Source organism: Flagellimonas sp. L-11 (assembly GCF_056857735.1).
On record NZ_JBSXNR010000068.1, the window covers coordinates 192,565 to 215,898 of the forward strand.

The window sequence follows — 23,334 nt, forward strand, 5'->3', positions numbered from 1 at the left end:
TTTTAAATTAGGATTTGGTAGGCAATCAATGCTACAATATAAGCAAAAGCACTCATAAAGCCCAATTGAATCATAGGCCATTTCCATGAATTGGTTTCTCTTTTTACAATGGCGAGGGTACTCATACATTGCATGGCAAAGGCATAAAACAGCATTAAAGAAATACCCGAGGCCAAGTTGAACAATGGTTTGCCATCTTCGCCCAGTTCTGCTGCCATTCGGTTTTTAATGGTTTCCTCTTCGTCACTCCCAACACTGTAAATGGTGGCCAAAGTACCAACGAATACTTCGCGAGCGGCAAAGGAGGTCAAAACTGCGATGCCAATCTTCCAGTCGTAACCCAAGGGTTTTACTAGGGGTTCAAAAGCCTTTCCCGCCTGTCCAATATAGGAGTGCTCCAACTTATAGCTGGCTATTTCCTGAGCCACGGCCCTTTGGGAAAGCTCTGCGGTGAGCACCTGAACGGAATCTTGTAGGGCATTGGGAGGCAATCCTTTTGCTTCGGAAGATTGTCGGTAGGCTTCTATATTGTTCTTGACATAGTTTTTACTGTAGGTACTCAACCCTTCGTTTTCTATTCGTTCCGTAACAATACGGTCGGCATCCTGAAAATCATCAGAATAACCGTTGGACCCCAAAAACCATAATACAATGGAGATGGCCAAAATAATTTTACCTGCTCCCAACACAAAACTCTTGGTCTTTTCAATTACGGTGTAGGCCACATTTTTAAGTAATGGGAGTCGGTAGGTGGGCATTTCCACCATAAAAACAGACCTGCTTTTTATTTTAAGAATCTTGTTCAAGACCATTGCGGACAACAGGGCGGTTCCAAATCCGATCAAATAGAGCAGCATTAAAGTCAAAGCCTGATAACTGAGTCCAAGAATGCTGCCTTCGGGGATTACCAGAGCAATTAAAATTAAATATACGGGCAATCTGGCAGAACAGGTGGTAAATGGCGTTACCAAAATAGTAATGAGCCGTTCTTTCCAGTTCTCTATGGTTCTGGTGGCCATAATGGCGGGAATGGCGCATGCGTTTCCAGAAATTAAGGGCACTACGCTTTTTCCGCTCAGCCCAAAAGGACGCATAAGGCGGTCCATTAAAAATACCACGCGGCTCATATATCCTGATTCTTCCAACAGGGAGATAAAGAGGAACAAAAAGGCAATCTGTGGTATAAAAATGACAATACCGCCAATACCGGCTACAATGCCCTCGGCGAGCAAATCTGTAAAAACACCAGGGGGCAATGTGTTTTTGATCCATTCTGCCGCCATTGCAAATTGTTCGTCAATAAAGTCCATGGGGTAGGAGCTCCATTCGAAAATGGCCTGGAAAATGAGCAACAAAATGGCGAAGAAAATTAGGTAACCGAAGACTTTATGCGTAAGAATTTTGTCCAAAGAGGCACGTAAGCCTTTGGCCACCATAAAATCGACCTTATAGGTCTCTTTTAAAATATTGTTGATGAGCTGGTATCGAAGTACGGTTTCCTTATGCTGTAATTTTTTTAGTTCATCCTTGGATTTGGTAGAGAAATCCGTGGCATCTTGAATCCGTTTTTTCTCTATGGGCATGAAGTTCACGTCCTGGGTGATCACCAACCAAAGTTTGTAAAGGTCTTCCTGTGGAAATGTTGTTTTAAGACGTTCAAAGTATTCAGGGGAGATTCTGGTCGGGTCCAAGATAGGTTTGGAAGAAATACTCTTGTAGTCGGCAATGAGTTCCTTGATTTTTTCAATGCCCGTATTTTTTCGCGTACTTACCAAAGCAATTTTGGTGTTCAGCTTTTTTTCCATGGCCTCAACATCCAGCGATATTCCTTTGCGGGACATCCGGTCTGCCATGTTTATGACCAAAATGGTCGGAATCTTAAGGTCTTTTATCTGAGTGAAAAGAAGAAGGTTCCGTTTGAGGTTTTCCACGTCGCTGATAACAACGGCCACATCGGGGTAATCCTTGTCATTCTTGTTGAGCAAAAGCTCTACCACTAGACTTTCATCCAAAGAAGTGGTGTTTAGGCTGTAGGTTCCGGGCAAATCCAAAATATGTGCTTTGACCCCTCTTGGGAGTTTACAGATACCTTCTTTCTTCTCTACGGTGATGCCCGGGTAGTTCCCGACTTTTTGTTTGAGTCCTGTAAGTTGATTAAAAACTGAGGTTTTTCCCGTATTTGGGTTCCCGATAAGGGCTACGTTGATGTTTTTGCTCATTTGGCCTGCGTTTCTTCAATAATATCCAGCTCTATAAGTGCTGCCAAAGACCTTCTTATTGCCAAATGACTTCCGCTGAGGTTAATGTAAATAGGGTCGTTTAAGGGGGCAATTTGTAAAAGCTCCACACTATTTCCTGGAAGACAGCCCAACTCCATTAGTTTTATAGGGAGGATATGTTCGGTAAAATCCTTGATTATGCCCTTTTGTCCATATCGTAAATCTGCTACGGTCGCCACAGTTCTTATTTAGAATAAATTTAATTAAGGGCAAAAATAAGTAAAAAAGGTAAATTACAAGGTGTATTCATGGATAAAGGTGCAAAGGGCTACTCTTTGTAACTGGCTTCGAGTATTTTGATGTCCTCAAGGAGCTTGTCAATATCCTCACGATCGGTGCCGTCATAAAAGCCACGAATCCGTTTTTCCTTGTCCACCAGAATAAAGTTTTCGGTATGGATCATATCAAAAGGCCCCCCATCACCATCATTTTTAACAGCCAGGTACGATTTCCGCGCCAACTCATAGATTTGTTTTTTATCCCCTGTCACCAAGTTCCATTTGCTATCTACCACACCTTTTTCCAATGCATATCTTTTTAATTGGGCGACAGTGTCTATTTCCGGGGTCACGGAGTGGGAGAGGAGCATTATGTTAGGATTGTCCATCACCGCATCCTGTATTTCGGTCATGTTTTTGGTCATGATCGGGCAAATGGTAAGGCATGTGGTAAAAAAGAAGTCGGCCACATAGATCTTGTCCTTGTAATTCTCTTGGGTGATGGTATCCCCATTTTGGTTCACCAAGGAAAAATCGGCCACTTTATGGTATTTTTTGGTGTAGTGCAAGGTGCTGTCAACCAAAGATTTATCGACCATAGAGGGTTGGTACACGGGAAGCATTTTTTTAGGTTGTAGCGCATTATAGAATAGATAAACGATAACTGCCGATAGCGCCAACATTACCATTCCGAACAGCTTGTACTTTGCGAAAAATGATCCCATGGTCACAAAATTACGGTCCAAATGGCTATTCCTCAAGTATAAAGCCACTAATTGTTGCTAAATCTTTCTTAAATCGTAGTGGGATGAAAACTGAGGTTTTTTTATCAAAACCTAAAAGGTTACTTTTGTGCGTTTTAACAAAAGACGACGAATGACCCCTATATTGATCAAGACCATACAATTCTTTCTGAGCTTATCGCTTTTGATCGTGCTTCACGAGCTGGGACACTTTATCCCGGCAAAGCTTTTTAAGACCAGGGTGGAAAAGTTTTATCTCTTTTTTGATGTTAAATTTTCCCTTTTCAAAAAGAAAATCGGTGAAACCGTTTATGGTATTGGTTGGTTGCCCTTGGGCGGATATGTGAAGATATCCGGAATGATCGATGAGAGCATGGACAAGGAGCAGATGCAACAAGAGCCAAAACCATGGGAGTTCCGCAGTAAACCGACATGGCAGCGTTTGATCATAATGCTGGGCGGGGTAACGGTGAATTTTATTTTGGCCGTAGTTATTTTTATTGGATTGGTTTTTACTTATGGTGAAGAGTACATTGCCAACGACAGCCTAAAGGATGGAATATGGGTGACGGAGAAGAGCTTGGGAGACGAATTGGGAATCCGTACAGGAGATAAAATTTTGTCTGTTGATGGTGAAAAGATAGAGGCATTGCAGCAAGTGCTCCCAGCAATGGTCTATGGTGAAAATTACACCATTGAAAGGGATGGACAAGTTATTGAAAAAACAATCCCTGTTGATTTTATAGAAACCTTATCTGAGGATAAGGAAAAGGCACGTTTTATATCTTTTCGTCTCCCTTTTATAATCAACGACATACCAAAAAAATCCCCAAATGCGGACAGCGGACTCCAAAAAGGTGATGCAGTTGTTGAAATGGCTGGAAAACCTGTAGAGTATAAAGATGAAGTAACCCCCATTTTAGAAGCGAACAAAGGAAAAGAAGTGCCAATTAAGGTTATGAGGGACGGAAGTCCAGTAGACCTAACCATTTCCATTACGGACGAAGCTACATTGGGTGTGGTTCTAGGAATGTCACCCGAAGAATATAAAGAGGCGGGCTATTTGGAATTAAAAACTTTAAAATATACTTTTTGGGAATCGATTCCCGCAGGATGGAATAAGGGAGTAAAAACACTTTCGGATTACATCAAGGGAATGAAGAAAATATTTAACCCAGATACGGGTGCCTATAAAGAGGTGGGAGGTTTTGCAGCTATTGGTGGCATGTTCCCTGATACATGGAACTGGCCTGCATTTTGGGCCACAACGGCATTTATATCCATTATTTTGGCATTTATGAACATTCTGCCTATCCCTGCATTGGATGGTGGTCACGTAATGTTCTTGCTTTACGAGATGGTTACCGGCCGAAAACCAAGCGATAAATTTTTGGAGTATGCCCAAATGATCGGTTTCTTTATTTTGATTGCTTTATTGCTGTTTGCTAACGGCAACGATTTGTATAAATGGCTTTTTAAATAGAAAAGCAATTTTTTTGTTTGTGGTGTAAAAAAGATTCTATTATATTTGCACCCGCTTAAGGTAAAATATTCCTCCTTAGCTCAGTTGGTTAGAGCATCTGACTGTTAATCAGAGGGTCCTTGGTTCGAGCCCAAGAGGGGGAGCCCAGTAAACACAGGCCTTTCGAGAAATCGAAAGGCTTTTTTATTTTCACGGGTACAACATAGGTACAACATTCCTAAAAAGGTCAAATTCCACTTTTTCCGTTCTGTTTTGGCTTTATTCCGGTAGGTCTAAAGATGGCAAAGCTCCCATTTACGCTAGGATTTCTGTGAATGGTAAAAAAGCTCAACATCAGTTTAAAACGAAGAATTCAAATCACATATTGGGATTCTAAAAAGCAGCGTGTAAAAAGCTCTTCCTTTGAAGCTAAATCCATCAATCAATATCTTGATGAGTTCTACTCTGGTCTGTTCCAATCATTTCAACAGCTGCGCATAGAGGGCAAGCACATCACCCCTCATAGTGTAAAGGCCAGATTTATGGATGAGGAAGAGGATAATCAACATTTTACCTTGAGGGATATTGTGTCTTATCATAATACCAAAATGTTTCCCAAGCTACACTGGAATACTTCAAGATTATATCTCACCAGTCAGAAGTATATCTTTTTGTTTTTGAAGAAAAAATTAAAAAAAGAAGATGTCTGGAATATCCTACAAAAAATCCCTTTTTAGTCAAAAATGTATAGATACCATTAACCTATATTATTGAATTAAGAATAATTGGTTTAACAACTTAATTGGGCAAAAAAATACGGTCTTGCTCCGGGTGATAAATCATTTGATTATACGAAGGCCTAACTATTTCGTCTAAGGAAGCTACAAATCCACGAGTTCTCATAGCCGCGAAAACCAATATTTCCGCGTTTGGATAGATTTCTTTTAATTTCCTAACACAGGCACACGATGTTCTTCCCAAAGTAAAAACATCGTCAACAATAATTAACTTTTGAATAAACGCTTGTGGTGGCGTACACAATAAGCTGTTAAAATGGGTGTTGCAAGAGGGACGACTTTCAGCAGTATAATAATTACTTGATTTTGGGACAGGAGCTATTCTTGCAATTAAGTTTTGTACACTTCCACCAAAACCTGAATTCACAAGGTGCTCTGATAAAATTCTTGTTGGCCAAAGTGCACCCTCAACCATTGGTGTACTACGAGGTGCTGGAACCAATACTGGATTATCTCTGAACATCTCTGAAATTGGGTGATTCAGGGGTAATTTAGACATATAGTAAATGAGTCTTTCAATAACTAGGGAATTTCCTGACTTAATATTACCGCATATTCGTTTTGAAAGCTGTGCTTTTTCATTGGTTCCCCTGCTAGCATATTCAAGCATTGTAGCGAATGGAATCTCAAAAGGCACCCTCAAACTTTGAGGTCAAATAAGGGATGTCAGTAAATATCTCATCAACATTATCCCTTGAAAGTACTTGGGCGCCGTAATCCAACATTTCTTTCGCCCAAGAGATTTCCTTTTCCTTAATAACATTTTCCAAAATATATACTTCCCGCCCTAAACGAAGGGCCTCCCAACCTTGATGACGAGTTCCACTTTTTTCGGATGCCTCTATTATAATTGTAGCGTCTGATATTAGGGCCATTGTTCTATTACGAATTGGGAAATTCTTTGGTTGAGTCGGATATCCTTCGGGAAATTGTGAAACGGCTAAATGTTCTTTTTTAATCATTTCCAAGAGATTGGCATTCTCTTTTGGATATGAAACATTTAAAGGAGTTCCCAGAACCGCTATAGTTTGACCCCCAGAATTTATTGCAGTTTGGTGAGCAATAGTATCGATACCTTTTGCCAAACCGCTAACGACGATGATGTCATGTTTTACTAAAGTCGATGAGATTATTCTAGCTCTTTGTAAGCCTTCTTTGGTAGCGGCCCTAGAACCTACAACTGAAACCCTTCTCTTTTCATATAACAAATTTTCATTTCCACCAAAAAATAACTTTTCAGGTAAAAATTTCTTTTCGGCGTCAGTTAATAGTTGAAAATATGTTTCGATGCCCATGGGAAGAGTTTGTATTGGTACAACAATGTACAAAATTAAAGTAAAATATATTGCCTGAACCCTAGAATCGCGTTAAATCAGATGTGCGTAAATAAGGTAAAACCAAGTAAATAACCAGATCCTTATTCAGGCCTATTAAAAGAATAGCTTAAAAATGGCTAAAACTATATAGCCCATTCCCAGACTATTATTAATTTGTCAAAAGAAAAAAACTCTTTGTTTATTTATAGTTTGCCGCAAATCCATGCCTGTTTATGGGGAATTATAATATTATTTTTTCACTCCGCGTGCAAATAAAAAAGGCTCCAGAGTGTGAATTTCTCTGAAGCCTTACTATCTCTGCTCCCCCTCTAGGACTCGAACCAAGGACCCTCTGATTAACAGCAGCTTTTTTTAGCTGTCATTAATTTTCATTTGGCTTCTTATAGTTTGATTATCAATATATTATGAAACTTTTCTTTTCATTTAGAAGTATCAATACTACCTTTAATTGACCATTTGTTGTACCTATGTTGTACCCAAAATACCGCTGAAAAATGATCAATGTGCGAACAGTTTTAAGAAAAAAACAGCTTTCTGATGGAAGTTATCCGGTATGTCTTCGTGTGACCAAAGATAGACGATCTAAATACTTCAAGACCATTTACAACGCATTTCCGAAAGAATGGGATGAACGCACCGGTTCCTTCAATAAAAACCACAGCAATTTTATTCAGGACAATCGGTTATTGTTGAAGTTTCGGGACAGGGCGTTAAAAGTTATTGCAGAATTGGAAATGGAAAAGGATGATTTCTCTTTGAGGGAATTTGAACATAATTTCAGGCTGGCGTTCAATCCGGTCAGAAGAAACGTTTTTGATTTTTGGGATGAACTGATTAAAGAATTAAAGCTTGCCGGTAGAATGGGCAATGCCCGCTTCCACAAAGACACCAGTAAATCCGTCCAGAGATTTTTGAAGTGGGACAAAGACCTTTCCTTTACGGACATAACCCCCTGCATTTCTAGAAAAGTATGAGGCCTATCTGCGCTCACGAGGTGGCACAGATGGCGGTATTGGTGTTCGGATGCGTTCCATAAGGGCTTTGTTTAACCAGGCCATCAGAAGAAACATTGTAAAGGAATCGTTATACCCATTTCGTGCATACAAAGTATCGATATTAAAAGGAAGGGGAGCCAAAAGGGCACTTAACTTTATAGAAGTGAAACAAATAATCAATGTTGACCTAATTGACCATCCTGAGCTTCGCGATAGTAGAAATTACTTTGTTTTTAGCTTCTATACCCGAGGGATGAACTTTGCCGATATGATGAAATTGAAATGGAAGGACATCAAAGGTGGGAACATTTATTATACCCGTTCTAAGACCAAGGGAAATTTCACTATTCAGATTCTACCACCAGTTTAGGAAATCTTGGATTATTATCGCAAGAATTCATTGGGCACGAAATATGTCTTTCCCATTTTACTCCATGACGAACTTAGCCCTAACCAGATAGAGAACCGTAAGACCAAAGTGCTTAAAAATTATAACAAGGATTTAAAGGCTATTGCTGAATTGGCCGAAATTGAAAAATCTGTGACCAGTTATGTGGCACGTCACAGTTTTGCCAATTGCCTTAAGCAAAAAGGTGTCGCAACAGATATTATCAGTGAATCATTGGGGCATCAGAACATGGCCATCACACAGGCCTATCTTAAAGAATTGGATACTTCGGTGGTGAATAAAGCTATTGAGGTATTATTATAATAAATTCAAACTACAAGAGTAATACGTACCTGACCATCAATATTTTATTCCTCGTTTATAGAGATTCGGGTTATAACATATGATTTGAACAAAAAATGTGTTTGTCAAACCCATCATATAAATTCGCGAAAATTATCTCTGTGCACAACATTGATTTCTGCATCATAAGTCTCCATGAACATTTTGGGAAACTTGGCCTTGGCCTTAGGGTTCCACTTAAATTCATATCCTCTGATTTTACCGGACTCTTCCTCTACATAGTCAATTTCCTGCTGTTGTTTTGTCCTCCAAAAATATGATGAGGCTAAGGAACTCTCATAGGTCAACTTTTTTATACGCTCACTGATCAAAAAATTTTCCCACAACCCTCCTGTATCGGTACGACTGTCCAGTGTATTGAAATTCCCGATAATGGCATTTCTGACCCCTGTGTCATAGAAATAAATTTTTTGATTTGTTTTGATCTCATTTCGAAGATTTCTACTAAAACTCGGCAACCTAAAGATTACATATCCCTTTTCAAGAATGTCAATATAGCTGTTCACGGTGTTTTTATCCACCCCGACCAATTGTGCGATTTCATTGTAACTGACCTCATTCCCTATTTGGAGTGCCAATGCCCGTAAGAGTTTCTCCAATACCTGGGGCTTTCTAATGCCGCTGAACGCGAGAATATCCTTATACAAATAGCTACTGGTCAACTCCTTCAATATTTCGATTTCCTCACCTTGGTTATTGATAACGTCCGGGTACATCCCATATAAAATTCGCAATTCCAGTTGCTGTTCTGCTTTCACATATCCGACATGGCCTTCAAATTCCCCCCAAGAAATAGGATAGAGCCGAAAATCCCATTTTCTTCCTGTTAAAGGCTCGTTCATTTGATTTTTGAGCTCAAAAGCTGATGAGCCACTGACCAACAATTGCACCTGTTTGAACTGATCAGTAATTATCTTAAGGGTAACCCCAATATTTTCAATCCTTTGGGCCTCATCGATAAATAGAGTCTTATGGTTCCCAATGATACTTTTTAATTGCTCCGTATTTGCATTTCCCAGCAGATTTCTGACCGTAGGGTCATCTCCATCCAGAAATAGATGTTCCTTATTTTCCAAAATTGAATTGATCAAGGTGGTCTTTCCAACCTGTCTTGGACCAATTACGATAATTGCCTTGCCCTTGTCCAACTTTTGGATAATTTTTTGTTCCAATATTCTTTTAATCATATATAATCAAGTGAACGTGTTCACCAAAAGTAATGTCTTTTAATGAATTAAACCTCGGAAATTGTTGTTTTACCTGAATTTTAGCATTCGGACTCCAAAATCCATCAAGATTAGATGGTCCAATAAGAAAACAGTAGGTTGAATTCCCAGAACCTTTGGAAAGTGTGTAATTTTAATCCACAATAAAACAACCAAATCAACGGACTGATTAAATATGCCGATGAACAATAAACAACGTACCGCCACCATCAAAGAAAAAAAATACCCTTATTTTACATGGGTCGATATACAGGACCCCTCCGACGAGGAAGCCAATGAATTGGTGACCGCCAAAGGTCTGAGCCCCATCTTGGTTAAGGATAGCCTACAGGCAGGGCACCTTCCCAAGCTTGAACCCATCGAAGAAGGTTATTTTATGATATTGAGGGCATGTACACAGGAAGTTGACAAACCTACCTCTATAATTGATTTTTCCAACAAAATCGCCTTTTTTGTGTTCAAAGATCGTTTGATCACCATACATAGGGCGGAGTATGCCTTTCTCGATAGTGCTCCCCCCCATATAAAGCATGTGGACGCACTCGTGCTCCATATCGTGGACAACATGGTGGACAGTTTTCAGGAACCGGTGGAAAACCTGTCCAACAAGATCGATGATATGGAGAACCATATCTTTACCAAAAAAGGGAGCAATCTCACTCTGGAGCAGCTTTACTTCCTAAAATCCAAGGCTCGTATCGGTAAAAAACTCATTGGGCTCATCCAGACCGTCATCAACGAGTTAGCGGTGGGCAAGGGCCACAAGTCTAGATTACAGGACATCAAGGACAGTCTTACCGCCCATCACCTGCTCTACGACGAGGCCGTGGAGGATACCAACGGGCTTCTGGACTCCTACCTATCGGTCACCGCACAGAAAAGCAACGATGTCATGAAGGTTCTCACCATCTTTTCGGCTTTTTTCCTTCCCCTGACCTTCATTGCGGGAATATATGGGATGAACTTTGATGTTATGCCCGAGCTTCGCTGGCAAAATGGGTACTTCTATACCTTGGGGGTTATGGTTCTGATCTGCCTTATCGTATTTCTTTGGTTCAAGAGAAAGCGTTTCTTTTAGCCCAAATCCCTACTTTTGCTCAAAAAACTGGGGTATGGTATTTTATATCATGGACAAACCGGGCGGCAACCTTGAATAATACCAGACTTTGCCCATGTCATCGCCCAATGACATCATCGGGCTCGATCGGTTGGTCATATCCTTGTACATGGAAATGGTCCGATTCAACCTTTCCAGTTCTTTCTTAACGGCCGTCTTAATTTTTTCTTTATTTTCCCATAAACCTACAAAAATGGCCCGTCCACGGGTTATTCCAAGACATTGACATTGATCATCTTGTCCGCTTTGATCAATAACTTATGGCTACTGCTTGATAGATTGGTGATATATACCTTTTTGTCCACTTTGTGGTACCGTTCGGTCAGCTTGTTCACCGCCTCTATTGCGGACATATCCACAATACGGCTTTCCCTAAAGTCGATGATGATTTCCTTGGGGTCATTGAGCACATCGAACTTTTCATTGAACATCTTGATGGAACCAAAGAACAGGGGGCCATATATTTCGTAATGCTTGATGCCCTTTTCGTCGATTCGCTTTCTGGCTCGGATACGCTTGGCATTGCCCCAGGCATAGACCAAGGCAGATATCACGACCCCTATCAAAACAGCTAGGGCCAAGTTGTGCAAAAACACCGTAACGAGTATCACGATCACCATGACGATGATATCAGATTTAGGGTATTTGTCCAGCACTTTAAAACTTACCCACTCAAACGTTCCGATCGCCACCATGATCATCAGCCCGGTCAAGGCCGCCATGGGTACTTTTTCGATGACGCCAGCCCCGAACATGATAAAGAGCAGCAGGGCTACAGCGGCAACAATTCCTGAAAGACGTGCACGTGCCCCGTTGGATATGTTGATCAGACTTTGTCCCAACATGGCACATCCTCCCATTCCGGAGAACAGTCCGGAGGCGATATTCGCCACCCCTTGTGCAGCGGCCTCTTTGTTGGTACGTCCTCGGGTCTCGGTAATCTCGTCGATAAGTTCCAAGGTCAGCAGACTTTCTATCAAGCCAACACCGGCCACAATGGCCGCATATGGGAAAATAAGCGTCAAGGTTTCCAATGTAAAGGGAATGTCGGGTATATGGAACGGGGGAAACCCACCTTGTATGGAGGCGATGTCACCTACAGTCTTGGTGTCTATTCCAAAAGCAACCACAACCCCAAAGACCACCAATATGGCGACCAAGGATGCCGGAACGGCCTTGGTGATCTTCGGCAGTCCCCAAATGATGAGCATGGTCAAAAGCACCAGCCCCAGAATCACATACAATGCGCTGCCCGTAAGCCAATCCCCAGAGGGATTCTTGAATTGGTCCAATTGGGACATGAAGATAATAATGGCCAGCCCGTTCACAAACCCATATACCACGGGCAAAGGTACCAAGCGCATCAGGGTGCCCAGTCTCAAAGTTCCTGCAATAATCTGAAGGATACCCGCCTGTACCACGGTGGCGAACACATATTCCACACCATGGCTGTTTGCCAAAGCAACGATCACCACGGCAATGGCTCCGGTAGCACCGGAGATCATTCCGGGCCTTCCCCCAAAGATGGAGGTCACCAGACCCATGACAAAGGCGGCGTACAGTCCCACCAAGGGTGACAGGCCAGCGATCATGGCAAAGGCCACTCATAATTGTCTTCCTTTAGTTAAATGTTGACGAAGACGAAAGTCAAATCAAGTATGTAACCTAAATTACTTGGTTAAAAAACAGCAATCTAAAAAATGTTGACGATTTGTGAACTGTTAAAGTACATATCAAAGGAATCCAATTAAAATCAAAAAATATTAAATACTTGATTTTCATTTATTTAATGATTCATTGAATCATTGGGAAGTCAAAAAGTAGCCCCGGCAAGAATCGAACTTGCATCTAAAGTTTAGGAAACTTCTATTCTATCCATTGAACTACGGGGCCATCTGTAAAAATGGACTGCAAAAATAGGTTTTTTTAAAAACTTTATGCAACCGTAGGGGTCAATTTAGGGTGATTTTCCCTTTAAACCATTGGAGCGGTATGGCTAAGTCCGTTTTTTCTCTTCTTCTTTTAGTATTTTTTCCAAATAAGAACGTGACAAGGGCTTGTCCACGTAACCAGAGATTATCCCATTCTCTTTGGCTATGGCTCGATCCTTGGCATTGGTAAAGGCTGAAAGTACATATACGCTTGGAAGTTCGTGCTCCACGAACAAATTTTTTAGGTTTTGCAAAAAATCCCATCCGTTCATACCATCCATAACAAGATCTAAAAAGATAATGTCAGGTAATCTGTCGTGCTCCTCAATGGAACTGAAACAGGCTTGAATGCCCTCCTCACCGCTGGAACAAGTAATAATATCAAAATCGCCGTGGGATTGTTGTATGCAGTATCGGGTGGCAAATTGGGACACCAAATCATCGTCTATAATAAACGTAGTTAGCTTCATGTAGGGACTATTACGTAAGTTTTGGGACAGACAAAGCTATATGCTGGAGACCAACAAACCATTCATGATCGTTGTTTTGTCCAAATATCCCGTTAAGTCACTCTTAGTGTGGCAATTTACTCCTTAAAACACCATACGCAAAGGCTCCAAGTAATGCTCCGACCAAAACAATGACTATGGGCCAATACCCTGCTCCCACCAAAATATAGATAGGCCCGGGACAAGCACCGGCCAAGGCCCACCCCAATCCAAAGAGTGCTCCGCCCAAAATATACCTAGCGATAGATTTTTCTTTGTCCAGTATAGCAATTGTTTCTCCCGAAAAGGATTTTACTTTCGATTTTTTGATCCATTGCACCAAAACAATGCCCACTGCCAATGCCGAGCCAATGATTCCGTACATGTGGAACGAATCAAACTGGAACATCTCATAGATCCTGAACCACGAAGCCGCTTCCGATTTATACAAAACAATTCCCAAAAAGGTACCCAATATGATGTACACTATATTCTTCATACGGCAAAAATTAAGGGGAACAATAGATGAACCATGATCAGTCCGCCGATAAAGAAACCGATAACTGCAATCAAAGAAGGTCGCTGTAAGTTGCTCAAACCAGAAATGGCATGTCCAGAGGTACAACCTCCAGCATATCGTGTACCAAAACCCACCAAAAAGCCAGCCACCAAAAGAATGATCCAAATTTTAGGGTCGGTAAGGGATTCCATACCAAAAAGTTCCGTGGGCAAATAGGCCGTGCCTGCACTGTCAAACCCGAGTTCTTGCAGTTTTGAAACGGTTTTATCCGATATGTTCACAGCCGGATTTGGAGAGAGCCAATGCGCGCCCAAGAATCCCCCAATAACAGAACCAAGGACGACCAAAAGGTTCCACCGTTTGGATTTTACATCTGTTTTGAAGTAATCCGAAAACTTTCCTGCACCACCAATGGAACAAAAAGTTTCCAAGTTGGAGGACATTCCAAAACGTTTGCCCATAAGAATCAATAAAGCCATGATCAGGGCAATGAGCGGGCCTGATACATACCAAGGCCAAGGTTGATAAAGCATTTCCGTGAGTTTTTGACAAAGATCACGAAAATGCCTTAAATATCAAACCTATGGAATATCAACAACAGCTCTTATCGGAATCTTGTACTCCGAATTTCTTCAAAATATCTTCCAGCAAACACCATTTGGTCAAGGATGACTGAAGCAGATTAGCACCTACAAATGCAGTAAACCAAAGCCAATTTTGACTTACATAAATGGCCAAAACCAGACTTATCAATATAAACGTTCCCGCTACGCCTCTTACAATTCTATTTTTCATGATTTTATTTTTATACAGTTCTTTCAATAGGTACTTCGACCGCCCGAATAGGGTTTGTGGTCTCACTTTTTTGGTTGAATTCTTCCAACAATTTGAAAAACTCGGTGACTTTTTCTTCCTCGGTGAAGGAAAAAAACAGGTTGGATGCTGCGCCCCCCTTTTCACTGGGGAACCAACTATTGGTGTAGAACATAGGCGGAGTGTTTTTGTACCCATCTATGTCCGACCCGCTAAAATTTTCTATACCTGCCTTTTTGAAGAGTTTGAACACTTCCTTTTCATACTCTTCGACCGTGGTAACAATGATCATTTTCATGTGCTTATTTTTATGTTTTTTTCGTTGGTCATATGGAACCTTTGAGGACTAAAAGAATCCTTGTACTCTTTGTCCAAAAATTATTTTAGTGTTGTTGGTTTCATCTTATTTGTAATTTTTTCGTTCTATCAAGTAATACACCAATGGCACTACCAATAGCGTCAAAACAGTGGACACTATGGTTCCTCCCATCAGTGAAATGGCCAATCCCTGGAAAATGGGGTCGAACAAAATCACAAAGGCTCCAATAACAACGGTCCCTGCGGTCAATAAAATTGGTGTGGTACGAACGGCACCGGCTTCTATAACTGCTTGTTTCAAGGGAACCCCGTCATCCAATCTCAAATTGACGAAATCAATCAGCAGCACCGAGTTCCGCACCATGATTCCCGCAAGGGCAATCATACCAATAAAGGAGGTTGCTGTAAAAAATGCACCGAGCAACCAGTGTCCGAGCACAATACCGATCAATGAAAGTGGTATGGCCACCATCATCACCATGGGTGCCTTAAAGTTTTGGAACCACCCCACGATCAACATATAAATAATGACAATCACACCCAAAAAGGCGATTCCCAAATCGCGGAACACCTCAAGGGTTATCTGCCATTCCCCATCCCACTTTACGGTGTAATCATCTTCAAACTGGGGTTGTTCCATATAGAGTTCGTTGATGGAGTATCCCTGCGGAAGCTCCAATTGGTTCAACTTGTCCGTCATCCCCAAAATGGCGTACACGGGGCTTTCCAATTCCCCTGCCATATCCGACATTACATACACGACCCTTTTTTGGTTTTTCCGGTAGATGCTCTTGGCCTTGATCCCTTCTTTTACCTGAACCAAATCCCCAACGGAAACCATATTGCCCTGCTGTGATGTTATCTTTAACTGTTTGATTTCAGCCAAACTGGATTTATCCTTCTCACTAATGGAAAGCACAATCCCAATTTGATCAAAGGCATCTTCACGGTAGATATGCGATACGGGCTGTTCACGAAAAGCCATACCCATCACCTGTACAATTTGTTGCGGAGTAATGCCATAAAGCATCGCTTTCTCTTTGTCGATTACAAAATCGTACTCGACTTGATCATCCTCGACCATCCAATCCACATCCACAACATCGGTGGTATTGTTCAAAATACCTTTTACCTTTTCGGCCAATGCAATCTGTTTATCATAATCGGGGCCGTACACTTCGGCCACAATGGTGGAGAGCACAGGAGGTCCAGGCGGCACCTCAACAATTTTGATGTTCGCATCGTATTTTTTGCCCAATTCCTGTATTCTTGGTCTGAGCAATTTGGCAATATCGTGGCTCTGTTCGCTTCTATCGTGCTTATCAACAAGATTCACCTGAATATCGGCCATATTGCTACCACCACGAAGGTCGTAATGTCTTACCAAACCATTAAATGTGATTGGGGCAGATGTCCCAACGTAGGTTTGATAGTTGACCACTTCCGGACGAGTGGAAAGATATGCTCCAATTTCCTTGGTTACAGCCGACGTTCTTTCCAAGGTCGTTCCTTCGGGAAGGTCTATCACTACTTGGAACTCGTTCTTGTTATCAAAAGGAAGCATTTTTACGGCTACCGATTTGGTAAAGAACATTCCAATGGAGGCAAGCAGCAAGAAGAAGGTAATCCCCAAGAACAGCCATCTTTTTTTCCTGCTCTCTATCAAAGGGCTTTCAAATCGAGAGTAAGCTTTGTAAATGAAGGTGTCCTGTATTTCAACGGGGGCTTTTTCCTTTTTCTTCTTTTTGTCTTTCTCCCTCAGGAAGATGTAGCCCAAATACGGGGTTATCGTCAATGCCACGAACAATGATAGCAACATCGCAATGGAAGCTCCAATGGGCATGGGTGACATATAAGGCCCCATCAACCCAGATACAAAGGCCATGGGCAATACGGATGCAATTACCGTAAACGTGGCCAAAATGGTCGGGTTCCCTACCTCATTGATGGCATAAATGGCCGCATCCTTGAACGGCAATCGTTTCATTTTAAAGTGACGGTGCATGTTCTCCGCAATAATAATGGAGTCGTCCACTACAATACCTGTTACAAACACCAAGGCAAACAAGGTAATTCGGTTCAAGGTGTAATCCAGCATATAATAGCTGAGCAAGGTCAATGCGAAGGTAATGGGCACCGATAGGAACACCACAAGTCCGCCTCGCCATCCCATGGCCAACATGACCACAAAGGTCACGGCAATGATGGCGCCGATCAAGTGCATCAACAATTCCGATACTTTTTGCGATGCAGTCTGTCCATAGTTCCGGGTTACCTCAACCTTTACCTCATCTGGAATCAGGGTTGTTTTTAAATGATCCACTTTCTCCAAGACCACATCGGCAATCTTCATGGCATCCGCACCTTTGCGCTTGGCAATGGATATGGTTACCGCAGGATATTCTGATTTATAGGTCTCTGCCTTTTCACTTGCAGCCCCAAATCCAAGGGAAACATAGTTTTTAGGCAGTTCTGGACCATCCAATACCTTTGATATCTGTTTTAGATAGATAGGTTGACCTTGTTTGGTGCCTACAATCAGGTTTTCAAGGTCTTCCTTGGTTTTTAAAAAGTTTCCTGTACTGATGTGGAATTCGGTATCGTTGGAAAGGAAGTTTCCGGCATCCATTTGCTGGTTGTTGGCCTTGATCATTTGGGCCACGGCCAACATATCTATGCCCGATTCGGCCATTTTATCCTTGTCCACCACCACACGAAGCTGGGGACTGCGTCCTCCTATCTTTTTGGTGATGGAAACGCCATTTACTTTTTCGATCTCGTTGATGAGCTCTCCTGAAATCTGCCTTAACTGAAAATCATCGTACTCCTCGCTCCAAAGTGTCAATGCTAGCATAGGCACATCGTCAATGGCTCGAGTTTTTACCAAGGGCATGGTAACCCCTGCCGGCATTTGGTCCATGTGCTTGTTGATCTCATCGTACAAACGCACCAAAGATCGTTCGATATCTTCTCCCACGTAGAACTGCACAATGGCCATTCCCTGCTCTTGCATGGAAGTGGTGTACACGTATTCTACGCCTTTAATGTTCGATATAATTTTTTCAAGCGGTTTTGTGATCCTGGATTCCACCTCGGTGGGACTGGCTCCGGGATACCCTACAAAAATATCCGCCATGGGCACGTCTATCTGGGGCTCCTCTTCCCTTGGGATAAGGAAGGAACTGTACACCCCAATGACCATAAATACAATCATTAAGAGCACCGTTAGCTTGGAGCTGATAAACCCTTTGGCAATTCTACCTGCAAGTCCGTCTTTCATTGTTAGCGTTTTTGGGTTATTGAATGCTTACTTTGGCTCCGTTGTACAACTTTCCTTCGGCCGAGACGATATACTTATCTCCTTTGGATAAGCCCGACAACACTTCCACTTCGTCTCCGAAATTCTCTCCCAGTCGCAACCAACGCAACAGGGCCACATTATCCTGACCCAAGGTATACACGCCTGTCAACTGTCCTTTATGCACCAAGGCTTTGGACGGAACCGTAATAACTTTTTTTCCGTTGCTCTCATTTTCCGCCTCCAGCCTAACGGTTGCATACATACCTGACAAAATCTTGGCCTCCGTTTTGTCCATTAAAACCTTCATCAAATATTGTCCACCCGTATTTTGGGCCGATGCACTTAACTCGGACACTGTACCTGTTAGCGTGGTATCCAAAGTTTTCACAAGTATTTGAGCATTGGTTCCCACTTCTATACCGGAAATATTATTCTCTGAAACCTTCGCAACTACTTCAAAACCTCCTCCAGCTGATTCAATGGAAACCAACGGAACACCAGGGTTGGCCATATCGCCCTTGTCAATGTAGGTATTGGTCACCACTCCGCTAAATGGAGCCCTGATATTGGCATAAGCAAACTGGGAGTTAACCTCGTTCTTCATTTGGTTTGCGGCTTCCAATCTGGCTTTGGCCATTTCGTAGTGGGCGGTCATGTCATCCAACTCCTTTTGTGAAGCACTGTTCTCGTTAAAAAGATTCTGGAATCGTTCATAGTCCTTCTTTGCATTGTTGAAGGCAACAGTTGCCTCCGTAATGGATGCCTCCACCTGTGCTTTTTTGGCACGCAAGTCCACGTTGTTGATGGAAATCAATAGATCTCCCTTGTTTACTTTTTGACCTATCTTCACAGGAAGGGATTCCACGTGGCCCATTATTCTAGTGCTTAAAGTGGCGCTGTTTACAGCTGTTATTTGACCACTACCGGCCAAAATGGTGGAATTATCGCCAGTATCCACATCGGCAACGGTTACCTTTACCGCCTCAGAGGTCGTCGCGGCTTGTTTTTCATCACTCCCACACCCTGCAAGGGTCAATCCCAATGCAAGAATTAAAGTGAAGCTTTTATATATCGTAGTGTTTTTCATGTTGCAATTATTCTTTGGTTAAAAATGTTAATAAGGATTGTGCTTGATTGTATTCAAAAATGGTTTGATAATAGGCCAATTGTTTTTCCGCATAGGTGGCTTCGGCCATCAATAGATCCGTTGTTTTTTCGAGACCTTCCTTGAACCGGTTGGTGCGGATTCTCAATGATTCTTCGGATTGCTCCATAGCCAATTTTGAGGTCTGGAGCCTGCTCGCGGCATCCTCGACCATCCGTTTGGTGCGTTGTAGCTCCATAGTACTTTTGGCGACGTACTGCTCGTATTCCTGTTTCGCTTTTTCATAACTTGTTTTACTCTTTCCTGCTTTGGCAAAGCGTTGGGATCCTTTAAAAACATCCCAACTCAAACTTGCCCCAATAATGTATCCTTTGGCATCGGCCTGAAAAATTTGATCGTCGTACATTTCGTAGCTGGCAAAGGCATTAAGCCTTGGCAAAAAGGTCATGTTATCCGCCTTCATGTTGGCTTTGTAAGCTTCGGACACCAAATCCATGGCTTTTACATCGGCCCTGTTTTCCAGTGAAACGTCCACTGATTCGCCCAAATTATCAGGCACCAATTCTTCGGAGGGTTCATAGACCACATCTCCTTGTTCGTTCATTAAAAAGGCTAAATAGTCCGATGCATTTTTCACATTGCTTTTGGCTGTCTTCAGTTGATCGGAAACCTCGGTGACCCGTACCTTCACTTCCAACAAATCCGCTTTTTGAAGCAAGCCTTGATCATAGCTGTTCTGTGCCATGTTCAAATTGGCATTTGCAGCCTCATGGGCTTTTTGAAGTACATCCACAGCTCTATGTGCCAATTGTAATTGCCCGTAGGCCTTTTGGGCTTCAAAATCCAGATAATCGCGGGTGCGCATGGCCTGAAGCTCTTTGGCTTCCATGGTTGTTTTAGCGGCTTTACGTTGATAAAACCCATCCAAATTGATCAAGGGCTGTTTCACCGAAACTACGGTGGCGTAGTTCTCGATCTGATCGGGATCGTTCAACAAGGCAGGGTTAAAATCTGCCTGGGTCAAAATCTCTTGGTTGAGTTTGGAACCGAAAGCCATCAAAGGATTTGTGGTCGCCATTCCTGTATGCGACACAGCTATCTGTGGCAAAAAAATGGAATTGGAGAACCTATAATCGTATTTTGCCATTTTGGCCTCCTGTTCGGACACCTTGATGCTGGCATTGGACTCTTGCACCTTTGTCAATACTTCTTCCATGGAAATCTTGACAGGGTCTTGGGCAAATAGTTGTCCCTGGATCCAAATGAGTATGGTAAATGTAATTATTCGTTTCATGTGTTTAACTAATTTGAAGCAAAATTAAATTTGGCAATTCGCCTGCACAGTAACCTTGGTTACCGAGAAAAATGTCCTGTTTCCATAAAAAAAAATGAACCTCAACATGCCCCTGTCACCAAAGAAATGGGTCATATTGAGGCAAATTCAATAAGTAGGACGGGGGTTATGCGTTCCGGGTTCCCCCGTGACCTCCAGCCACCACAATCAAAACTTTAATGCTCAAATAGATGAACTTAAAGAACTGGATGATGGGGTTCATCATCATAAATCGTTTGTATTTGGATATTCTTCGTGTCATAACTGTCTATTCTGGAATTAACCACCAAAAGGGTTTCATTTTTGCTTTGTAAAGGAATGCGTGGTGAAGGGCCAACTTCAGCCAATGTCCGGCAAGGCCAATAGTGCCAAAAGTTTTGCCCAATTTTCTGCCATGTGTATCTGGATATTTCTTAAAATCTGGAACAATGGGATAGGTGGTAATGCTAATGCCACTGCCCTTCGTCATCCCGAACCCCGCCGATGCTATGCATGCAGCACCCATATTTCCCATGGATCCTTTATGGTGCAACCCCTTGTCTGAATGTTTGATCATTTCGATGATGTTGTCGGCCACCAATTTTGCGGTGATGCCCGATGGCATTCCCGTTCTTGGAGGGGCGGGTGTAATATCCGTACCGTTCTTGCTCTTTCTGGGTTTGGAAATACCGTGCGGCGGTGCAAAGGCAATTCCTGGGGCAAAAATGTTGGGATAGGAGGGGTTTTGATAGGTTTCGGGCCAATCCTGCACACTCCACTCTTCATAGGGTTTGGGTGTGTAGTCGGCATCCACGACCATGAATCCCCTAAAGAGTTTGTCCGTGATATCGTCCCCCGTTTTGTTGTAAGCCTTAAACCCATGACCTGAGAAAGAGGGGATCAACATGGCAAAATCAAAAGATGCCTGTTTTTGTTCCCCTTCAAGATTTTCATAATGGGCCACCCCATCTTCCACTTTATGGACGCCAGCTCCCAAAATCCATGAAATGCCACGGTCTTCGAAAACCATTTCAACCATTTCACTGGACTTCATAATATTACTGCCATAACTCAACAACATACCGTCCATGCCAAAATCCCCGAGATGGTATTCGTTGGAAACCCAAGTGATCTCGGCCATGTCCCTCACTTTGTGCCTACGCAGCTCTTGTTCCACGTTCAGGATGTATTCGAAAGCGGCACCCTGGCAGGTTGATTTCGCATGCCCGGTCCCAATCAAAATTTTGGCCTTTTTTCCCTGTTTCATTTGTTGGATGAGATCATTCAGCGCGGTCCATGCTTCATCGGCATGGGTATAGGTGCAAACGGAATGGGCTTTGTTTTTTCCGGGCGATAGCCCTTCGGTGGCCTCAAAATTGAGTTTTGGACCAGTGGCATTGATCAGGTAATCGTAGGTTACCTTTTCTTGGGTTTCTTTTTCATCTCCGGCAACATATTCTGCCAGCACATAGGGCTTCGATTCTTCTGTATCGCCCTCTGGATGATAGCTGACCGCCTTTGCCTGTTTGTAATCGATATGTTTTTTGGCATACAAAGGAGCCAAAGGGAACAGAATGTCCTTCGGTTTCATTCTCCCGATTCCCACCCAAATGTTGGAAGGAATCCATTGGTAGTTACTGTTGGGTGATACCACCACTACTTCATGCTCTTTGGAGAGCTTTCTTCTGAGATGGGATGCGGCCACGTGACCAGCTATACCAGCTCCAAGGACGACTATTTTGGCCATTTTATATCATTTTACCCAAAGTTACCTTTAGGTTTTAAGATATAAAGTGACCTAGGTCACATTACAAAGAAGAGGTGGAAGTCTAATCTAATTATCTCATCAACAAACAAAAGCTCGTTTGTTGTGATGCCAAAAGAGATGTGGAAAAATCTTATTTTTTATCGCTGTTCATCATAGCAAAGACTGCAATTACCAGAACAACGACCACAACAGCGAACACACCTATCATCCAGATGCCGTTCTCCCATGATACCAATGGAATACTAAAGAGTGTTTTCACAACGTATTGGTTTTAAGTTTAAATCAAAATTAAATACTGTGCTGTAACCAAAACATGATAATCCTCATAAAGTCCTTAACCAACTTTCGGGTTTTTATCAAATTCCTGTATGTTAAACACAAAAAGAGGTCTAAAAGATAGGTTTCAGTTTCTCATAACAATTGATTTATCGGTATGATGGGATTCTGAAATGAATTCAGAATGACGCATTTTCAATACTTTTTTAAAACTTCTCCTTTTTCAACTTTCCAAAAAATTTAATCCTTGACCTTGCAGCTATTGATTCCAAAAAGGGTGTACAAAGGACAAAAACCAACAAAACTTGTTAAGACAAATATGACAGCCAATGCCAGCAATATGTACGCTAACGTTCCTGTGATCATGTTAAAATAATATAGTGCCCCTACACCAAGCGCCAAGATAATCCGAATTGTGCGGTCTGCCCCGCCCATGTTTTTTTTCATCATTGATAGTTTATGATTCTTACTATACAATTTACCAAAAATTGGATCAGCTTGTACAGCTTCTTTTTGACTTTCAAAGAATTGGGTTGAAAAAGTTGAGGTTCATTGCAAACTCGACAGTAAACGTGGT

At 42.1% G+C, this 23,334-nt stretch carries 25 protein-coding genes and 2 tRNA genes; 7 read left to right on the plus strand and 20 right to left on the minus strand.

Features of this window, described 5'->3' with window-relative positions; all coding sequences use genetic code 11:
- Window positions 1-2: 2 nt before the first annotated feature.
- The 3 genes from feoB to AC13CC_RS12970 all read right to left on the minus strand — a co-directional run bounded on the left by feoB (window position 3) and on the right by AC13CC_RS12970 (window position 3,222).
- Window positions 3-2,219: a ferrous iron transport protein B gene (gene feoB, locus AC13CC_RS12960; protein ID WP_326276841.1), complete on the minus strand. Its 2,217-nt coding sequence runs from the start codon at window positions 2,217-2,219 to the stop codon at window positions 3-5.
- On the minus strand, window positions 2,216-2,458 hold the full coding sequence (locus AC13CC_RS12965) for a FeoA family protein (protein ID WP_163624109.1): 243 nt from the start codon (window positions 2,456-2,458) through the stop codon (window positions 2,216-2,218). Before AC13CC_RS12965 ends, feoB begins: the two co-directional genes overlap by 4 nt.
- Before the next feature lie 89 nt (window positions 2,459-2,547).
- Window positions 2,548-3,222 carry an SCO family protein gene (locus AC13CC_RS12970; RefSeq protein WP_326276842.1) on the minus strand — a complete coding sequence of 225 codons (675 nt, stop codon included), beginning with the start codon at window positions 3,220-3,222 and terminating at the stop codon, window positions 2,548-2,550.
- Window positions 3,223-3,373: 151 nt separating this feature from the next.
- On the opposite strand from AC13CC_RS12970, the gene rseP reads away from it, so the two are divergent.
- The 3 genes from rseP to AC13CC_RS12985 all read left to right on the plus strand — a co-directional run bounded on the left by rseP (window position 3,374) and on the right by AC13CC_RS12985 (window position 5,439).
- Window positions 3,374-4,723, plus strand: coding sequence for an RIP metalloprotease RseP (rseP, locus tag AC13CC_RS12975; RefSeq protein WP_326276843.1), 1,350 nt, complete (start codon window positions 3,374-3,376; stop codon window positions 4,721-4,723).
- 69 nt (window positions 4,724-4,792) lie between these two features.
- Window positions 4,793-4,866: transfer RNA gene (locus tag AC13CC_RS12980), tRNA-Asn, on the plus strand.
- Between the two features lie 171 nt (window positions 4,867-5,037).
- Complete coding sequence (locus tag AC13CC_RS12985; RefSeq protein ID WP_326276846.1) at window positions 5,038-5,439, plus strand: Arm DNA-binding domain-containing protein; 402 nt, start codon at window positions 5,038-5,040, stop codon at window positions 5,437-5,439.
- A 61-nt stretch (window positions 5,440-5,500) separates the two neighbouring features.
- On the opposite strand, the gene AC13CC_RS12990 is transcribed toward AC13CC_RS12985, so the two are convergent.
- Window positions 5,501-6,109, minus strand: coding sequence for a phosphoribosyltransferase (locus AC13CC_RS12990; RefSeq protein ID WP_326276845.1), 609 nt, complete (start codon window positions 6,107-6,109; stop codon window positions 5,501-5,503).
- A gap of 16 nt (window positions 6,110-6,125) precedes the next feature.
- Window positions 6,126-6,794 (minus strand): DNA-processing protein DprA, encoded by a 669-nt coding sequence (locus AC13CC_RS12995; protein WP_326276844.1) that lies wholly within the window; start codon window positions 6,792-6,794, stop codon window positions 6,126-6,128.
- Between the two features lie 545 nt (window positions 6,795-7,339).
- On the opposite strand from AC13CC_RS12995, the gene AC13CC_RS13000 reads away from it, so the two are divergent.
- From AC13CC_RS13000 to AC13CC_RS13010, 3 genes are all read left to right on the plus strand, one after another.
- Complete coding sequence (locus tag AC13CC_RS13000) at window positions 7,340-7,810, plus strand: phage integrase SAM-like domain-containing protein (RefSeq protein WP_326276847.1); 471 nt, start codon at window positions 7,340-7,342, stop codon at window positions 7,808-7,810.
- A gap of 184 nt (window positions 7,811-7,994) precedes the next feature.
- A complete protein-coding gene (locus AC13CC_RS13005) occupies window positions 7,995-8,201 on the plus strand; it encodes a site-specific integrase (RefSeq protein ID WP_482878096.1) in 207 nt (68 codons plus the stop codon).
- Window positions 8,202-8,207: 6 nt separating this feature from the next.
- A complete protein-coding gene (locus AC13CC_RS13010) occupies window positions 8,208-8,543 on the plus strand; it encodes a tyrosine-type recombinase/integrase (RefSeq protein WP_482878097.1) in 336 nt (111 codons plus the stop codon).
- 113 nt (window positions 8,544-8,656) lie between these two features.
- Here the strand turns inward: AC13CC_RS13010 and AC13CC_RS13015 are convergent, their stop codons facing one another.
- Window positions 8,657-9,769: an ATP-binding protein gene (locus tag AC13CC_RS13015; protein ID WP_326276849.1), complete on the minus strand. Its 1,113-nt coding sequence runs from the start codon at window positions 9,767-9,769 to the stop codon at window positions 8,657-8,659.
- Between the two features lie 220 nt (window positions 9,770-9,989).
- Here AC13CC_RS13015 and AC13CC_RS13020 point away from each other — a divergent pair, with 220 nt between their 5' ends.
- On the plus strand, window positions 9,990-10,886 hold the full coding sequence (locus tag AC13CC_RS13020; protein ID WP_482878098.1) for a CorA family divalent cation transporter: 897 nt from the start codon (window positions 9,990-9,992) through the stop codon (window positions 10,884-10,886).
- Window positions 10,887-11,134: 248 nt separating this feature from the next.
- Here the strand turns inward: AC13CC_RS13020 and AC13CC_RS13025 are convergent, their stop codons facing one another.
- The 14 genes from AC13CC_RS13025 to AC13CC_RS13090 form a co-directional block, all read right to left on the minus strand.
- Window positions 11,135-12,517, minus strand: coding sequence for a SulP family inorganic anion transporter (locus tag AC13CC_RS13025; RefSeq protein ID WP_326277123.1), 1,383 nt, complete (start codon window positions 12,515-12,517; stop codon window positions 11,135-11,137).
- 229 nt (window positions 12,518-12,746) lie between these two features.
- A tRNA-Arg gene (locus AC13CC_RS13030) sits at window positions 12,747-12,818 on the minus strand.
- A 103-nt stretch (window positions 12,819-12,921) separates the two neighbouring features.
- Window positions 12,922-13,326, minus strand: a complete 405-nt coding sequence (locus tag AC13CC_RS13035) for a response regulator (RefSeq protein ID WP_326276851.1) — start codon at window positions 13,324-13,326, stop codon at window positions 12,922-12,924.
- 103 nt (window positions 13,327-13,429) lie between these two features.
- Entirely contained in the window at window positions 13,430-13,843 is a 414-nt protein-coding gene (locus AC13CC_RS13040) for a DUF6691 family protein (protein WP_293166723.1), read from the minus strand.
- Window positions 13,840-14,397, minus strand: coding sequence for a YeeE/YedE family protein (locus AC13CC_RS13045; RefSeq protein WP_482878099.1), 558 nt, complete (start codon window positions 14,395-14,397; stop codon window positions 13,840-13,842). The genes AC13CC_RS13040 and AC13CC_RS13045 overlap by 4 nt, the downstream gene beginning before the upstream one ends.
- A gap of 58 nt (window positions 14,398-14,455) precedes the next feature.
- Entirely contained in the window at window positions 14,456-14,659 is a 204-nt protein-coding gene (locus AC13CC_RS13050; RefSeq protein WP_293166727.1) for a YgaP family membrane protein, read from the minus strand.
- Window positions 14,660-14,669: 10 nt separating this feature from the next.
- The gene (locus AC13CC_RS13055) at window positions 14,670-14,975 is read right to left on the minus strand and encodes a hypothetical protein (protein WP_014032911.1); all 306 of its coding nucleotides are present in this window, start codon (window positions 14,973-14,975) and stop codon (window positions 14,670-14,672) included.
- Window positions 14,976-15,080: 105 nt separating this feature from the next.
- Window positions 15,081-18,275 carry an efflux RND transporter permease subunit gene (locus tag AC13CC_RS13060; protein WP_326276853.1) on the minus strand — a complete coding sequence of 1,065 codons (3,195 nt, stop codon included), beginning with the start codon at window positions 18,273-18,275 and terminating at the stop codon, window positions 15,081-15,083.
- Window positions 18,276-18,291: 16 nt separating this feature from the next.
- The gene (locus AC13CC_RS13065) at window positions 18,292-19,383 is read right to left on the minus strand and encodes an efflux RND transporter periplasmic adaptor subunit (RefSeq protein ID WP_326276854.1); all 1,092 of its coding nucleotides are present in this window, start codon (window positions 19,381-19,383) and stop codon (window positions 18,292-18,294) included.
- A gap of 7 nt (window positions 19,384-19,390) precedes the next feature.
- Window positions 19,391-20,695 carry a TolC family protein gene (locus AC13CC_RS13070; protein ID WP_326276855.1) on the minus strand — a complete coding sequence of 435 codons (1,305 nt, stop codon included), beginning with the start codon at window positions 20,693-20,695 and terminating at the stop codon, window positions 19,391-19,393.
- Window positions 20,696-20,861: 166 nt separating this feature from the next.
- Window positions 20,862-20,996 carry a hypothetical protein gene (locus AC13CC_RS13075; RefSeq protein WP_255307398.1) on the minus strand — a complete coding sequence of 45 codons (135 nt, stop codon included), beginning with the start codon at window positions 20,994-20,996 and terminating at the stop codon, window positions 20,862-20,864.
- A gap of 6 nt (window positions 20,997-21,002) precedes the next feature.
- The gene (locus AC13CC_RS13080; RefSeq protein ID WP_482878100.1) at window positions 21,003-22,460 is read right to left on the minus strand and encodes an NAD(P)/FAD-dependent oxidoreductase; all 1,458 of its coding nucleotides are present in this window, start codon (window positions 22,458-22,460) and stop codon (window positions 21,003-21,005) included.
- A 151-nt stretch (window positions 22,461-22,611) separates the two neighbouring features.
- Window positions 22,612-22,740: a hypothetical protein gene (locus AC13CC_RS13085; RefSeq protein ID WP_326276857.1), complete on the minus strand. Its 129-nt coding sequence runs from the start codon at window positions 22,738-22,740 to the stop codon at window positions 22,612-22,614.
- Window positions 22,741-22,997: 257 nt separating this feature from the next.
- Window positions 22,998-23,207: a YgaP family membrane protein gene (locus tag AC13CC_RS13090; protein ID WP_482878101.1), complete on the minus strand. Its 210-nt coding sequence runs from the start codon at window positions 23,205-23,207 to the stop codon at window positions 22,998-23,000.
- Between the last annotated feature and the right edge of the window lie 127 nt (window positions 23,208-23,334).

Bases quoted from the DNA above. Each gene is read 5' to 3' on its own strand.
- feoB (WP_326276841.1), bottom strand. From the start codon at position 2,219: ATGAGCAAAAACATCAACGTAGCCCTTATCGGGAACCCAAATACGGGA.
- AC13CC_RS12970 (WP_326276842.1), bottom strand. From the start codon at position 3,222: ATGGGATCATTTTTCGCAAAGTACAAGCTGTTCGGAATGGTAATGTTG.
- rseP (WP_326276843.1), top strand. From the start codon at position 3,374: ATGACCCCTATATTGATCAAGACCATACAATTCTTTCTGAGCTTATCG.
- AC13CC_RS12985 (WP_326276846.1), top strand. From the start codon at position 5,038: ATGGTAAAAAAGCTCAACATCAGTTTAAAACGAAGAATTCAAATCACA.
- AC13CC_RS12990 (WP_326276845.1), bottom strand. From the start codon at position 6,109: ATGCTTGAATATGCTAGCAGGGGAACCAATGAAAAAGCACAGCTTTCA.
- AC13CC_RS12995 (WP_326276844.1), bottom strand. From the start codon at position 6,794: ATGGGCATCGAAACATATTTTCAACTATTAACTGACGCCGAAAAGAAA.
- AC13CC_RS13015 (WP_326276849.1), bottom strand. From the start codon at position 9,769: ATGATTAAAAGAATATTGGAACAAAAAATTATCCAAAAGTTGGACAAG.
- AC13CC_RS13020 (WP_482878098.1), top strand. From the start codon at position 9,990: ATGAACAATAAACAACGTACCGCCACCATCAAAGAAAAAAAATACCCT.
- AC13CC_RS13025 (WP_326277123.1), bottom strand. From the start codon at position 12,517: ATGATCGCTGGCCTGTCACCCTTGGTGGGACTGTACGCCGCCTTTGTC.
- AC13CC_RS13035 (WP_326276851.1), bottom strand. From the start codon at position 13,326: ATGAAGCTAACTACGTTTATTATAGACGATGATTTGGTGTCCCAATTT.
- AC13CC_RS13040 (WP_293166723.1), bottom strand. From the start codon at position 13,843: ATGAAGAATATAGTGTACATCATATTGGGTACCTTTTTGGGAATTGTT.
- AC13CC_RS13045 (WP_482878099.1), bottom strand. From the start codon at position 14,397: ATGCTTTATCAACCTTGGCCTTGGTATGTATCAGGCCCGCTCATTGCC.
- AC13CC_RS13050 (WP_293166727.1), bottom strand. From the start codon at position 14,659: ATGAAAAATAGAATTGTAAGAGGCGTAGCGGGAACGTTTATATTGATA.
- AC13CC_RS13055 (WP_014032911.1), bottom strand. From the start codon at position 14,975: ATGAAAATGATCATTGTTACCACGGTCGAAGAGTATGAAAAGGAAGTG.
- AC13CC_RS13060 (WP_326276853.1), bottom strand. From the start codon at position 18,275: ATGAAAGACGGACTTGCAGGTAGAATTGCCAAAGGGTTTATCAGCTCC.
- AC13CC_RS13065 (WP_326276854.1), bottom strand. From the start codon at position 19,383: ATGAAAAACACTACGATATATAAAAGCTTCACTTTAATTCTTGCATTG.
- AC13CC_RS13070 (WP_326276855.1), bottom strand. From the start codon at position 20,695: ATGAAACGAATAATTACATTTACCATACTCATTTGGATCCAGGGACAA.
- AC13CC_RS13075 (WP_255307398.1), bottom strand. From the start codon at position 20,996: ATGACACGAAGAATATCCAAATACAAACGATTTATGATGATGAACCCC.
- AC13CC_RS13080 (WP_482878100.1), bottom strand. From the start codon at position 22,460: ATGGCCAAAATAGTCGTCCTTGGAGCTGGTATAGCTGGTCACGTGGCC.
- AC13CC_RS13090 (WP_482878101.1), bottom strand. From the start codon at position 23,207: ATGATGAAAAAAAACATGGGCGGGGCAGACCGCACAATTCGGATTATC.